Genomic DNA, 14,408 nt, shown 5'->3' with positions numbered 1-14,408 from the left:
TGACGACGTGGACGAGGCAGTGGTGGTCGACGGGCTGGTCAAGAGATACCGGCCCGACATGCCGCCGGCGGTGGACGGACTGAGTTTCTCCGTCGCCGCCGGCGAGGTCTTCGGTCTGCTCGGGCCGAACGGCGCCGGCAAGACCACGACGATCGGGGTGCTGACGACCCGGGTGCGCGCCACCTCGGGCCGCGCCCTGGTCTGCGGCGCGGACGTGTCCCGCGCGCCCGCCGTGGCCCGGCAGTTGCTCGCGGTGGTGCCGCAGCGGGTCAACCTGGACCGGTCACTGACCGTCCGGCAGAACCTGCTGTTCCACTCCGCGTACCACCGGGTGTCCCGGTCCCGCCGGTCGGCGCGGGCCGACGAGCTGCTGGAGCAGATGGGCCTGACGGCGTTCGCCACCGCCCGCACCGACTTCCTCTCCGGCGGCCTGGCCCAACGCACCATGATCGCCCGGGCGTTGATGCACGCCCCCCGGGTGCTCTTCCTCGACGAGCCCTCCGCCGGCCTCGACCCGCAGTCGCGGCTGTTCGTGCACGAGCGGATCGCCGAGCTGAAGCGCTCCGGTGTCACCGTCGTGGTGACCACGCACGACATGGAGGAGGCGGAGAAGCTCTGCGACCGGGTCGGCATCGTCGACCACGGCAAGCTGCTCACCCTGGACACCCCGGCCGCGCTGACCCGGACCCTGCCCGGCAGCAGCACCCTGACCCTGGTGGTCGCGCCGGGCGCGCCGGTCGAGGCGGTGCAGGCCGCGCTGGCCGACGTACCGGACGTGGAGCGGGTGGAACGGCTGCGCGCCGGCGGCGCCGCGGAACTGCCGATGTTCCCCGGCATGCCGCCGATGCCGCTGCCCGACGCGCCCGCCGACCCGGACGCGCCGCTGTCGTTCCGCGTCTACACCGCCGGGGCCCCGGCCAACGCCGTGCCGATGGCGTTGAAGGTCCTCACCGACCTCGGCTGCGAGGTCCGCGACCTCAGCGTCGGCCAGCCCAGCCTGGAGGACGTCTTCATCCACCTGACCGGAAGGGAACTTCGGTGACCGTCACCGCCCCCGCCGTCCCGGCCCCGTCGGCCGCCGTCGCACCCCCGCCGGTACGCCTGCGCGACCAGCTCACCACCTTCCGGGCGGTGCTCTGGCGGGACATGTTCGTCACCAGCCGCGAGGTGGGCGCGTTCCTGGCCCAGGTCTTCCTCCAGCCGCTGTTCATGCTGCTCATCTTCGGCAAGGTGCTCAAGGACCTCGGGTACGCCAGCGACGACTTCGCCAACGTGCTGCTGCCCGGCGTGATCGCGCTCAACGCGTTCCTGATCGGCCTGGAGAACACCGCGCTGCCGATGGTGATGGACTTCTCCTTCACCCGCGAGATCGAGGACCGCCTGCTGTCGCCGATGGCGATCCCGCTGGTCGCGTTCGAGAAGATCGTCTTCGGGGCGATCCGGGGCCTCGTCGCCGGGCTGGTGCTGATCCCGGTCGGCATGCTGATCCTCGGCGTCACGTGGCCGCTGTCCACGCTGCTGCCGATCGTGGGCGTGCTGGCGGCCGGCGCGCTGGTCGGTGCCGCCATGGGCCTGACCTTCGGCACGCTCGTCCCGCCGCAACGGATCCAGATCATGTTCACGGTCACGCTGACGCCGCTGATGTTCACCGGCGCCACCCAGTTCCCGCTGCGCGCGTTGGACTCGCTGCCCTGGTTCCAGGTGGTCTGCGCGATCAACCCGCTGACCTACGTCAGTGAGGCGACCCGCTCACTGGTCGCGCCGCCGGGCGTGCAGTCCGTCCCGCTCTGGCTGGACCTGCTCGTGCTCGCCGTGGTGTTCGTGGTCTTCACCGCCGTCGGCATCCGCGGCTTCATGCGCCGGGCGATGGACTAGGGGTCGGCCGCGATGACCCTCGACGACGGACCGCTGCTGCTGGTCAGCTCCGGCAGCGCGGGGTTGTTCAACCCGCTGCTCACCCTGGCCGGCGAGCTGAAGCGCCGGGCCGTGCGGCCGGTCCGGTTCGCCTGCACCGACGAGCGGCGGGCCGAGATCGAGGCCCTGCCCGGCGACGGCGACCTGCGTTTCGTCTCCCTCGGGCCGCCCCGGGTGGAGGTCCGCCCGGAGCACTGGGACGACGAGACGCACCGACGGATGTCCACCGGCTCGCGGGTGGTGAACTTCGCCAGCTACGTCGACGCCTCGACCGACTTCGACCACCTGCACGAGCTGTACGAGCGGTGCCTGGCCGTCGTCGACGATGTGCGCCCGGCGCTGGCGGTGGTGGACTCGTTCGCCTCGTTCGGCATGGACGCGGCCACCACCCGGGGCGTGCCCTACGTCATCAGCGTCACGGTTCCGCCGTCGAACTTTCTCCAGGACAGCCTGCCGCCGTCGTACCCGATGTCGCTGTCCGGGCTGCCGCTGGCGATGAACCCGAGCCAACGGGCGGCGAACGACAGCTACCGGGCCGCGTTGCTGGCCACGCTCACCGAACCGGAGCGGCTCGCCCGCAGCACCGCCGCCGCCCGGCGGCGGGCGGAGGCCGGGATCCGCAACGCCGAGCTGCGTCCCTCGCAGTACGCCGAGGCGGCCCGGGCGCTGCTCGCCTACACCGTGTTCGGGCTGGAGTACCCGTTCGACACCGCGCCGGCGAACCTGCGCACGGTGGGCTCGATGGTCCCCCGGGACATCGTGCCCAGCGCGGACGGCGCCGAGCTGCGCGCCTGGCTCGACGCCCACGAGTCCGTCGTCTACGTCGGCTTCGGCACGATCATGCGTCCGACCGCCGCCCAGGTGGCCGCGCTGGTCGAGGTGGCCGCCCGCCTCGGCCCCGAGCACCAGGTGCTGTGGAAACTGCCCGCCGCCCGGCACCCGCTGCTGCCCCCGGCCGGCGAGCTGCCCGCCAACCTGCGGGTCGAGTCGTGGCTGCCGTCGCAGGTGGAGGTGCTGGCGCACCCGCACGTACGGGTGTTCTTCAACCACGCCGCCGCCAACGCGATCCACGAGGCGGCCTGGTTCGGCGTGCCGCAGCTGGTGATGCCGTTCTGGTTCGACTGCTACGACGGCGCGGTGCGGGTGGTCGACGCCGGGATCGCGCTGGCGGTCGAGCACGAGGACCCGCTCGACGTCGACGACGTCGTGGACAAGCTGGGCCGGCTGCTGTCCGACCCGTCCTTCCGCGATCGGGCGGCGCGGTGGCGCGACTGCCTGCGCCGGGCGGGCGGCGTGACCGCCGCCGCCGACCTCGTGCTGAGCTTGTAAGGAAGGGCCCCCTATTAACGCATTCGGTAGAGGAAGGGCCCCTTCTTAACACCCGGGTGTTAAGAAGGGGCCCTTCCTTGTGACAGGTGTTCAGGAGGCCGCGGGCTGGATCTCCTCGCCCAGCGGCTCCGCGAACGCCACCAGCCGGGCCGGTAGGTCGGAACGGCGCTTGACGTCGAGCTTGCGGTAGACCCGGGTCAGGTGCTGCTCCACGGTGCTCACCGTGATGAACAGCTTGCTGGAGATCTGCCGGTTGGTGTGGCCCTGCGCGGCCAGCGCCGCCACCCGGCGTTCGGCCTCGCTCAGCCCGTCCTCCGGCTCCGGCGTCTCGGCCGGCGGCCCGGCCGGCACGCCGCCGGGCTCGCGCCGGACCAGCCGCTGGGCCAGCACCGACGCGCCGCAGTCCTGGGCCAGCTGGTACGCCCGGCGGACCAGCAGCCGGGCCTGCGCCGAGTCGCCCGCCCGCTGCAGCGTCTGCCCGGTGTCGCCGAGCGCGCGGACCAGCTCCAGCCGGTCGCCGCAGCTTTGCAACAGGTTCACCGCCTCGGAGAGCAGCTTGCGCCGGTGGTCCGGCGCGGTGGTGCCGGCGAGCAGCCGCAGCGTACGACCCCGGGTGCGGTCGTCCACCCCGTGCGGCACCCGCAGCTGCTCCTGCAGCAGTTGGGTGGCGTGCGCCTTGTTGCCCACGGCCAGCTGCACCCGGGCCAGCTCCAGCCGCCAGGGCACCAGACCGGCCACGTCGACGCCCCAGGCCCGCATCAGCTCGCCGCAGCGGCGCAGGTCGGCGGTGGCCGCGTGGGCCCGGCCGAGCGCCAGGTGGTGGCGTGCCCGCGCGGCCAGGTAGTGCAGGCCGAGCGGCGTGCGGAAGGCGCCGGCGGGCAGGCTCTGCGCCAGCCACCGTTCGGCCTCGGCGTGCCGTCCGGACTCGGTGGCGCAGGCGACGAGCGTGGCGAGCGGACCGGTGAGGGCGACGCCCCACGCGGCCGGCGGCAGGTCGTCCAGGGCGGCGCGGGCCTGCTGCTCGGCGACGGTCAGGTCACCCAGGCGCAGCGCCGCCTCGGCGCGCAGGGCGCGCAGCACCGCACGCCAGAGCGGGGCGTGCCGCACGGCCGGCCGGTCCAGCAGCGCGGCCGACCAGGCGGCGACCCGGTCCGCGCGGCCGGCCCAGAGCAGCGCCAGCAACGGTGCGGTCAGCAACGGGAGCATGCCGTCCTCGCCGTGGTGGCGGTGCAGCACCTGCTCGGCGCCGGCGACCGGGTCGTGGTCGCCGGTCGGGGTCAGCGCCGCGCCGAGCAGGGACAGCGCCTGCACCGGCGACGAGCCGCCGGCCAGCAGGGACGCTCGGGGCGCGCCGGCCGCCTCCCGCACGGCGGTCAGGTGGTCCGGGTGGGAGAGCCCCAGCAGCAGGTGCATCGCCCGCCGGCGGCTCGCGGTGGCCGCGTGGGCCTGCTCGTCGTCCCCACCGCACCCGGCGATCGCCTCGTCGGCTTCCTCGACCCGCCCCTGCCACAGCAGGTAGGGCACGGTGGACAGAGCGGCGCCCGCGGGCCAACCGCCGGCCCGGGCGGCGCCGACGAGCTGGTCGAGCTGGCCGCTCACGGTCAACGGGTTGATCTGCCACCGGGCGCGGACCACCATCGCGGTGGTGGCGACCCGCTGCTCGTCGTCCACGTCGGCCCGCCCGACCAGGCGCAGGCAGCCGGCGGCCACGTCGGGCCGACCGACCGCGAGGGCCTGGGCGGCGGCGTCGTGCAGCACCGGCACCGTCCAGCCGGCCTCCGCCCAGCCCGCGGCGACGAGGTGCTCGGCCACGGCGTACGGCTCGACGCCGTGCTCGTGCAGCACCTCGGCCGCCCGCTGGTGCAGCTCTCGCCGCTCGTCGACGGACATGTCGGCCAGGATGGAGCGCCGGATCCGGGGGTGGCGCAACCGGTCCTCGTCCAGCAGGCCGGTGGTGCGCAGCACCCGGACCATCGGGCTGACCGACTCGGGCACCACGTCGAGCAGGTGGCCGAGCAGATCCGCCGGGCCCGGCCGGTCCAGCACGGCCATGGCCTGCGCGACCCGGCGTACCCCCGGTTCGTGCCGGTACAGGCAGCCGAGCACGGCCTGGTCGAACACGTCGCCGAGGGTCGGATCCGACGGCGGTTCCTCGCCCGCCTCGGCCCGGGGCCGCTCCTCGATCAGCGCCCGGGTGAGCAGCGGGTTCCCGCCGGTCATCCGCAGGCACCGCTCGGCGGTCTCCCGCGCGGCCGGCTCCACCCCGTCGTCGACCAGCCGCGTGATCGCCTCGACGGTCAACGGTGGAAGGGAGATCCGGGTGAAGTGCGGCTGGCTGAACAGCTCGGCCCGGAAGTGCGGGTGCGGTGGTCGCAGCGTCCGGGCCTCGGCCAGCACCACCATGATCGGGGTGTGTCGCAGCCGGCGGGCGACGTAGAGCAGGCAGTGCAGCGACGCCGGGTCGGCGTGGTGGACGTCGTCGACGGTGAGCACGAGCGGTCCCGCCTCGGCGAGGTCGAGCAGCGTGCTGAACAGGCCGTGCAGCACCGGCGCGGAGATCCGGTCGGCGCCGACGGGCCCGTCCGGACCGTCGTGCCCGGGCGCCGGCGGGGCGTCGCGGAGCAGGCGTTCCACCCGCACACCTGTCTCGGGGGCGAGCCGCGCCCCCTGCAGGAGCTGGCCGAGCACCCCCAGGTGCAGCTCCTGTTCGGCCCGGGACGCGGCCGCGCTCAGCACCCGGCCCCCGGCGGTGGCCGCCCAGTCGCCGAACGACTCCAGCACGCTCGTCTTGCCGCTGCCCACCGCGCCGGTGACGAGTGAGACGTGCCCCCTCCGCTGCCGATCGCAGTTCCGGAAGGTGTCGCGCAGCAGGTCGAGCTGTTCTTCTCGCTGTACCAGCACGTGTCCTGTCAGCCCTTCTCGTCCGCGGACGCCGCGACGGGGTCACCGTCGCCGACGCGCCGTTCCACCCGGTGCCGTCGGCGGCCCCCTCACCACACCTGTCGATGGAGCGGGACAGGGGTGAGGCGCACCGGGCCGCCGGCCGGGTGGACCTGGAAATCCTCCCCACCGGAGCGCGTCGTCGGACGCGTGATCCGGTTGCTGGCGAGTCTGGCACCGCCCCTGGCGTGCGACAACGGGTCCGGGACCCCACCGTTTCGGCGGTAAACCTGCGGTGCCGACGGGCGGGTAGGGGTTGCGCCCCTGACCGGAAGGGGGACGTCAGCCGGCCGGGTGACGAGCACGTTTCGCCACGATGGACAGCCGGTGACGCCGATCGAGGACATCCGATCACACCATGGCCCGGCCACGCATGCCGAACGGCCGTCCGGGTCGGACGGTCGGTCGGGCCGGACCGGAACGGGCGGCCGACCGGGTCAGCGGTCGAAGCGGAGGCGGGCGGCCAGCTCGCTGCGGGAGTGGACGTCGAGCTTGCGGTAGATCCGGGTCAGCCGCTGCTCGATGGCGCTGACGGTGAGGAACATCCGTTCCGCGATCTCCCGGTTGGTGTGCCCCTGCGCGGCCAGCGCGGCCACCCGTGACTCGGCGTCACTGAGGCCGGTGAGCAGCAGCCCGGTGTCGGCGTCCGGGTCGGCCGCGGCGGTCCGGCCGGCCGCGACCGCCGGGCGCAGCGCGGGGATCCCGCAGTCCTCGGCGAGGTCCCGCGCGGCCCGCGAGGTGCTGCGCGCCTGGCGCAGGTCGCCGGCCTGCTGCAGGGCCTGGCCGAGGTCGCCGAGGGCGTGCGCCAACTCCACCCGGGCGCCGCACTGGCGCAGCAGCCGCACGGCGCCACGCAGGTACCGGATCCGGTCCGGCCCTTCCGACGCGGTGCCGAGCACCCGCAGCGCGATGCCCCGCCACCGCAGGTCGGTCGGGCGCAGTCGGTCCAGTTCCTCCCGCACCAGCTTCTCGGCCTGCTGCCGGCGGCCCAGTTGCAGCAGTGCCCGGGCCGACTCGGTGCGCCAGGGGACCAGCGGCGCGAGGTCGAGCCGCCACGACGTCATCAACTGCCCGCACAGCTGGAAGTCGGCCAGGGCCGCCTCGGGACTGCCGGCGGCGATCGCGTGCAGCCCGCGGGCGTGCAGGTAGTGCAGCCCGAACGGCGTCTCGAACAGCGCCGGCGGCACCGGCGTACGCAGGCAGGCCGCCGCCTCCTCCCACTCCTCGAGGCGGGTCAGCGTCCAGAGTCGAACGGCCAGGGGGGCGCCGATCGCGACTCCCCAGCCCTTCGGCGACAACCGGTTGAGCGCCGAGTCGGCCAACTCGCGCGCCCGGTGCAGGTCGCCGCGCCGACCGGCCACCGTGGCGGCGACCGCGGTGAGCAGGGCCCGCGGCGTGCGGTGCCGGCGGGCGGAGGCGATCCGGTCCAGCCGGTCGCACCACTCGTCGGCCAGGTCCAGCCGGTCGGCGTAGATCATGGCGATCACCGCGCAGACGGCGCTCCACATGCTCGGTTCGTCGTCCAGGCTGAGCGTGGCGAGGGTGCGTTCGGCGTCCTCCAGGGCGTCGAGGTCGCCGCGCTCCAGCACCGTGCGGAGCAGCAGGACGCCGCGTAGCCGGTGCCGGACCCGGGCCAGCGCGAGCGGGTCCCGGGTCGGGACCGGCCAGGCGGGGGCGTCGACCGGCGCGCCCGGGTAGAGGGTCGCCATCCACCCGCGAATGATCATGAGGTCCACGGCCGTGTGGGTGTCGAGGCTGTCGGCGCGTTCGCCGAGGTGGTGGATGAGTTCCACGGCCCGGTCGGGCTGACCGTGCCAGAGCAGGTACTGGATCGGGCCGGCGGCCTGCCGGCTGCCCAGGTGCCCGGCGCGGACCGCGGTGGCGACGCCGTGCAGGTGCGGGACGGCGGCCTGGGGGTCCAGACGCCACTCGGCCCGGGCCAGGGCGGAGCGGATCCGCGCGCGCAGGCACTCGTCGGGGCAGTCCCGGTTGGCCCGGCGCAGGTACCGCCGGGCGGTGTCCACGTCGCCGTCGGTCAGTGCCTGTTCGCCGGCGTCGAGCAGGGTCTGGGCCATCCACGGCTCGGTCAGCTCGTCGGTGGTGAGCAGGTGCGGCGCCACCCGTGTCGGCGGGGCGCCGTCGTCGTGCAGCAGCTGCGCGGCGGCCCGGTGCAGGCGGGCCCGTTCCTCCACGGTCATGCCGTCGAGCACCGCCCGGCGCACCGCCGGGTGCCGGAGGCCGTCGGCGGTGACGAGGCCGGCGCTGGTGGACGGATCGACCGCGGACAGGTTCGGCTCGGTGGGCAGGTCGAGCAGGTGGGGCAGGAGCGGTCCGTGCAGCGGCTCCTCGGTCACCGCGAGCACCCGGGCGGTCTTCAGCACCAGGAGCTCGCAGCGGTAGAGGCAGCTCAGCACCGCCTCCCGGAACGCCTCGCCGGGAACCGGGGCGTCGGCGCCGGCCGGGTGGTCGTCGGCCAGGGCGTGCACCAGCAGCGGGTTGCCGCCGCTGATCCGGTACGCCTCGTCGGCGACGCGCCGCGCCACCGGCACCCCGAGCCGGTCGGCCAGGATCCGGAACGTCCCGTCCGCGGAGAGCAGGGGCAGCCGGATCCGGTGCAGCCGGGCCGGCTGGAGCAGTTCGGCGTACGCGGTGGGGTGCCACGCACGGGTACGCGGTGCCTCGGTCAGCACGATCAGCACGCGCAGGCCGGTGACCCGTCGGGCCAGGTGGTCCAGGCAGCGCAGGGACGGCACGTCGGCGTGCTGGACGTCGTCGACGGCGATCAGCGTGGGGGTTCGGGTGGCGAGGTCCAGCAGTTCGCCGCCGATGGCGGCGGTGAGCGGGGCGAGCGCCTCCTCGTCGGTCGTCTCGCCCCACCGCAGCACCGCGCGGTCGAGCAAGCGGCCCACCCGCTCCCGGTCGGTCTCGTCCCACGTGGCCCGCCGCACGAGCTGGCGGATCACCTCCAGCGGCACCGTCCGCTCGCTGCGCGAGGCGCTGGCGCCGAGGTAGGCGACCCCGGTCTCGGCGCACCGGCGGGCGAGGGACTGCAGGAGGGCGGTCTTGCCGACGCCCACCGGCCCGGTGACCACGGTGATCAGATCCGAGGTGTCGGCGGGGCCGTCGGCGCGGTGCAGATCGGCGAGCCGATCGGTCAGGACGTCGAACTGCCGGTCCCGTTCGGCCATCGTCATCGGGTGGGCCTCCGCCCGGCCCCGGCCTGCGGGCGGGCCGCCCGCCGTGGTCTCCGGTGACACCCGCTACAGTCAGAGACCCACAAATCCTTGACCCATTCCAATCGGCGAATACCGACAACGGTGGCACGGCGCGGGGATTTCATCGAACGTCGTGCCTGGTCTCGTGCGCCGAGAATCCGCCGCCACCTGCGGTGTCGCAATTCGGGGCGGAACGACGCGGGCCGCCTCTATCGATCCCGATTCATGGAGTGGAGTATGTCAGCCCGGCAATTGGGCGGCAAGTCGGCGGATGTAAAGGATGAGCAAACATGGGTCGGTCCGGCGGAGCGCGGCACGGGTGCCGTGACAACGGATAGTCATCCGACTAATCCGGAACGTGACCCCGACGGCGCGACCGGCCGGTTGGTGACGTTTTCCGCGCATGCCGGCAATGGGGAGAGTGGGTCTGTGGCGCGGGTCGCCGGCGAGGCGATCCGGGGTGGACCCGGGCGCGTTCACCTGTCCGGGAGAGCGTTTTCCCTGCTCGTTCGGCGCTGGTCGGAGCCGCTGGAGGGACGGCACGGTCGAGTCGGGCGGACCGGGTCGGCCGGGCGCGCCTGCCGACGGAGTGTCGTCGTCCGGCGGGGCGCCGCGCGGGGGTTGGCGTGGCGACCGCATTGGCCGATTGTCGCCGACGCTTCCCGCGGGCGATTCCCGGCGGGCGCCGGGCCAGTTTCCGACCCTCGTCCCACTTGCCCGTTTCAGTCCGTCTGGAAGCCCTTTGGCGCAACTTGTTGTTAAAGAAGAAATTCGCCGTACGGCCCGTCGGACGAAACGCAGTCCGGCGGATCGCTAACTGCGCAAGAATGAAACCGGGAATCGCAATTGCCGGTGCGTGACCGCGGCGCCGGCAGCGCCGACGCACGATTCGGCAACTCCGATTTCGGGGGCCGGCGTCGCCGTTGTCAATCAATGCGAATCGATTTCATCCGATGTGGTCGTCCGCCTTCCCACCTGCCGGTCCGCTCCCGGTCGCCGCCCGCCGGGACGGGTGCCCGAGGCGGTGGTAGGGGTTGTCTGCGGCCAGCCGTACGCCTAATTTCGGACTGTCCGCCGTGGTCGGCGGACGCAATCCGCCGCACCGACGGGGAGAGCGGCCACGGGCCGTGCGCGTCCGGGACGTGAAGGGTTCGTGCGTGATCTGCCAACCACCACCGAGACACCGGGGTCAGGTCGGATGACGCTCCTGCCCGGGCTGCGGGGGTCCGGGGCGGACCGCTCCGACGCGCTCCGGGTCGCCGGCCGGACCCTCTCCGCCGAGGACCTGCTCGGCTGCGCGAACGCGGTCGCCGACCGGATCCGGGGCGCCCGCGCGGTGGCCGTCGAGGCCCGGCCCAGCCTGGAGTCCATGGTGTCGATGGTGGGCGCGGTGCAGGCCGGCGTGCCGCTGGTACCGCTGCCGCCCGGCGCCGACGCCGACGAACGCCGCCGGATCCTGCGGGAGTCCCGCGCCGACGTGCTGCTCGGCGGCGCCGTCGGCGGTGAACTGCCGGTCGTCCCGGTGGACCTGCGGAAGCGGTCCTGGGCCACGCACCCCGAGCCGGGCCCGGCCAGCGACGCGGTGATCCTCTACACCGGAGGCGTGCGCGGGCCCTCCCGCGGCGTCCGCATCTCCCACCGGGCCATCGCGGCCGACCTCGACCTGCTCGCCGCCGCCTGGCGGTGGAGCGCCGAGGACGTCCTGGTCCAGGGCGCGCCGCTGTTCCGCGCGTACGGGCTGGTCGTCGGCCTGCTGGGCGCGCTGCGGGTGGGCAGCCGCTTCGTCCACCTGGACCGGCACGCCGCGGCCGGCCCGACCGGCACCATCTACCTCGCGGTGCCCCGGCAGTGGGCGCACATCGCCCGGGACGCGTCCCGGGCCCGGACGCTGTCCGCGGCGCGCATGCTCGTCTCCGGCGACGCGCCGCTCGCCCCGGCCGTGGGGGAGCGGCTGCGGCTGCTCACCTCGCACCGTCCCGTGGAGGGATACGGCACCACGGAGACCCTGGTCGTGCTCACCGGTCCGGCCGGCGCCGCCGGCCGCCCGCTGCCCGGGGTGCAGACCCGGGTGCTCAGCCGCGACGGCCGGCCGGTGCCCGCGGACGGCGACTCGGTGGGCGAGCTGAGCGTCCGGAGCCCCACGCTCTTCAGCGGCTACCTCGACCGGCCCGGCTCCCCGCCGCCCGCCGGCGGCTGGCACCCCACCGGGGACCTGGCCACCGTGGACCCGGCCGGCGGGCACCGCGTCCTCGGCCGCGGTGGCGCCGACGTGGTCCGCTGCGGTGACCGGCGGGTGGCCGCCCGCGAGGTCGAGGAGGTGCTGCTCACCCACCCCGGGGTGTACGACGTGGCGGTGGTCGGCGCCCCGCACCGCACCCGGGGGGAGCAGGTCGTCGCGTACGTCGTGGCGGCGGCCGGGTTGACCGCGCAGGCGCTCATCGACCACGTCGGCCGGCTGCTGTCGGCGGCGGCCCGTCCGCGTCGGGTCCACTTCGTCGACGAACTCCCGCGCAGCGCGGTGGGGCGGGTGCGCAAGTCGTTGCTCATCCGCCGCAACGGGCCCGCCCCCGTACCCGACCCCTAACGACGGGCCACGGGTGGGCCGCGCCGACCCCGGCCGCCTAGCCTTCTGGCGTGATCGAACGGATCCTGCCGCCGGCCGTGGTGGTGGAGGAGTGCTTCAGCGACCCCGCCGGGCTGCGCCCGCACCCGGACGAGGAGCCGGCCGTCGCCGACGCGGTGCCGAAGCGCCGCCAGGAGTTCACCACGGTCCGGCACTGCGCCCGCCGGGCGCTGGCCCGACTCGGCGTGCCGCCGGCGGCGATCCTGCCCGGCGTCCGAGGCGCGCCCGGTTGGCCGGCCGGCGTCGTCGGCAGCATGACCCACTGCGACGGCTACCGGGGCGCCGCCCTGGCCCGGGCCGGGGCGGTCGGCAGCCTGGGAGTGGACGCCGAGCCGCACGCGCCGCTGCCGGAGGGCGTGCTGGACGCGGTGGCCCGGCCCGCCGAACGCGCCCGGACCGCCGCGCTGCGCGCCGCGCGCCCCGAGGTCTGCTGGGACCGCCTGCTGTTCAGCGCGAAGGAGTCCGTCTACAAGGCCTGGTTCCCGCTGACCGGGCGCTTCCTGGACTTCGCCGAGGCGGACATCGCCGTCGACGCGGACGGGACGTTCACCGCCCGGCTGCTCGTGCCCGGTCCACGGGTCGGCGGCACGGAGCTGACCGCGTTCGACGGCCGGTTCCTGGTCGACCGGGGGCTGGTGCTCACCGCCGTCACGGTGCCGGCCCCGGGCGCCTGACCCGGCCCGTCACTCCCGCGCGAGCCGGCTCTTCTGCACCTTGCCCATGGCGTTGCGGGGCAGCGAGTCGACCAGCCGCACCTGCCGGGGACGCTTGTGCGCGGACAGCTGCCGTGCCACGAAGTCGATCAGCTCCGCCTCGCCCAGCCCGTCACCGACCACGTACGCGGTGACCTGCTGACCCAGGTCCGGGTGGGGCGTGCCGACCACCGCCGCCTCGCGTACCCCCGGGTGGGCGAGCAGCGCGTCCTCCACCTCGCCCGCACCGATCCGGTACCCGCCGCTCTTGATCAGGTCGGTGGCGGCCCGGCCGACGATCCGGTGCCACCCGTCGGGGGCGACGGTGGCCACGTCGCCGGTGCGGAACCAGCCGTCCGGGGTGCGGCTGGCCGCGTCGGCGTCCGGCCGGTGCAGGTAGCCGTCGAAGAGGGTGTCGCCGCGTACCTGGAGTTCGCCCATCGCCGCGCCGTCGGCCGGCAGCGGGTCGCCGTGCTCGTCGACCACCCGGGTGCGCACGCCCGGCAGCGGCACGCCCACCGTGCCCGGCCGCCGGGGCCCGTCCGCCCGGGCGCTCACGGTGATCAGCGTCTCGGTCATCCCGTACCGCTCCACCGGCCGGTGCCCGGTCAACCCGGCGAGGGCGGTGAAGACCGGCTCGGGCAGCGCGGCGCTGCCCGACACCAGCAGCCGGGCGCCGCGCAGGGCCCGGGCCGCCGTGGGCTGCGCCGCGATCCGCGACCAGATCGTGGGTACGCCGAAGCAGAGCGATCCGGCCGCCGCCGCGTACCGGTCGGGGCGGGGCCGACCGACGTGGTGCAGGCGGCTGCCGATGCGCAGCGGCCCCAGCACGCCGAGCACCAGCCCGTGCACGTGGAACAGCGGCAGGCCGTGCGCCAGCAGGTCGTCCGGCGTCCACGCCCAGGCGTCGGCGAGCCCGTCCAGGCAGGCGGCCACCGCGCGGCGGGACAGCACGGCGCCCTTCGGCGCGCCGGTGGTGCCGCTGGTGTAGAGGATCAGCGCGGTGGCCGCCGGGTTCGGCTCGGGATGTCGGGTGTCGGAGAGCCGGCGCACGTCGACGGGCACGACCGGCGGCGTCGCCGCGCCGTCGACGGGGGGCGCGTCCGGCGACGTGAGCAGCACCTCGGCGCCGGAGTCGCGCAGGATGTGGTCCCGCTCCACCGGCCCGGCGTCCGGCGGCACCGGCACCACCGCCGCGCCGGCCAGCAGCCCGCCGACCACGCCGACCACGGTCTCCAGGCTCGTCGTGGCCGGCACCGCGACCCGGCCGGCGCCGCGCAGGTCGTCGGCGACCGCGGCGGCCGCCCGACGCAGCTCCACCCAGGACAGTGAACGGTCGTCGACGCGGACCGCGTCCGGACGCTCGTCGGTGGTCCCGGCGAGCCAGCTCAGCAGCGGCACGGACGCCCCTCTCGCGCGCGGTCGGCGCGCCGGTCCCGGTACGGCCGGCGCCGTCCTCCGGACGCCCGACCGTAACCGGCCCGCCCGGGAGCGGACCACCCCTAGCGTCACGTCGCCGCCGGCCGCCCGCCGCCCGACACGCCGGGTGACCGGACGATACCCCTGGTGGGCGCCCGACACCCCCGATTCATCGACCGATGGGTTGAACCACGCCTCGGTTGCCCGGATGATGGGCGGCGTCGACCCGCGGTGCGGGCCGGCCCGTTCCCGCACCCGACGCCGCGACACCTCAAG

At 75.1% G+C, this 14,408-nt stretch carries 8 protein-coding genes; 5 read left to right on the top strand and 3 right to left on the bottom strand.

What is annotated here, in order from left to right; all coding sequences use genetic code 11:
* Window positions 1-7: 7 nt before the first annotated feature.
* Genes GA0070622_RS19215 through GA0070622_RS19205 form a run of 3 tightly spaced genes read left to right on the top strand, consistent with a single transcriptional unit; the run spans window position 8 to window position 3,243 of the window.
* A complete protein-coding gene (locus GA0070622_RS19215) occupies window positions 8-1,042 on the top strand; it encodes an ABC transporter ATP-binding protein (protein ID WP_091574836.1) in 1,035 nt (344 codons plus the stop codon).
* The gene (locus tag GA0070622_RS19210) at window positions 1,039-1,875 is read left to right on the top strand and encodes an ABC transporter permease (RefSeq protein ID WP_091574832.1); all 837 of its coding nucleotides are present in this window, start codon (window positions 1,039-1,041) and stop codon (window positions 1,873-1,875) included. The genes GA0070622_RS19215 and GA0070622_RS19210 overlap by 4 nt, the downstream gene beginning before the upstream one ends.
* A 12-nt stretch (window positions 1,876-1,887) precedes the next feature.
* Window positions 1,888-3,243: a glycosyltransferase gene (locus tag GA0070622_RS19205; protein WP_091574828.1), complete on the top strand. Its 1,356-nt coding sequence runs from the start codon at window positions 1,888-1,890 to the stop codon at window positions 3,241-3,243.
* A 90-nt stretch (window positions 3,244-3,333) separates the two neighbouring features.
* Here GA0070622_RS19205 and GA0070622_RS19200 read toward each other — a convergent pair whose 3' ends face one another.
* Together GA0070622_RS19200 and GA0070622_RS19195 are read right to left on the bottom strand one after the other, a co-directional pair.
* Complete coding sequence (locus GA0070622_RS19200) at window positions 3,334-6,144, bottom strand: helix-turn-helix transcriptional regulator (protein ID WP_091574825.1); 2,811 nt, start codon at window positions 6,142-6,144, stop codon at window positions 3,334-3,336.
* 476 nt (window positions 6,145-6,620) lie between these two features.
* Entirely contained in the window at window positions 6,621-9,377 is a 2,757-nt protein-coding gene (locus GA0070622_RS19195; RefSeq protein ID WP_091577668.1) for a helix-turn-helix transcriptional regulator, read from the bottom strand.
* Between the two features lie 1,219 nt (window positions 9,378-10,596).
* Between GA0070622_RS19195 and GA0070622_RS19190 the strand changes: the two genes are divergently transcribed.
* Both GA0070622_RS19190 and GA0070622_RS19185 read left to right on the top strand, forming a co-directional pair.
* Window positions 10,597-11,982, top strand: coding sequence for an AMP-binding protein (locus GA0070622_RS19190; protein WP_091574821.1), 1,386 nt, complete (start codon window positions 10,597-10,599; stop codon window positions 11,980-11,982).
* A 50-nt stretch (window positions 11,983-12,032) separates the two neighbouring features.
* Window positions 12,033-12,695: a 4'-phosphopantetheinyl transferase family protein gene (locus GA0070622_RS19185; protein WP_091574818.1), complete on the top strand. Its 663-nt coding sequence runs from the start codon at window positions 12,033-12,035 to the stop codon at window positions 12,693-12,695.
* Window positions 12,696-12,704: 9 nt separating this feature from the next.
* On the opposite strand, the gene GA0070622_RS19180 is transcribed toward GA0070622_RS19185, so the two are convergent.
* The gene (locus GA0070622_RS19180; protein ID WP_091574815.1) at window positions 12,705-14,114 is read right to left on the bottom strand and encodes an acyl-CoA synthetase; all 1,410 of its coding nucleotides are present in this window, start codon (window positions 14,112-14,114) and stop codon (window positions 12,705-12,707) included.
* Window positions 14,115-14,408 lie beyond the last annotated feature (294 nt).

Source organism: Micromonospora sediminicola (assembly GCF_900089585.1).
Classification (GTDB): Bacteria; Actinomycetota; Actinomycetes; order Mycobacteriales; family Micromonosporaceae; genus Micromonospora; species Micromonospora sediminicola.
Note: the sequence above shows the minus strand (reverse complement) of the source record. Positions and strands in the feature narration are given on the sequence as shown.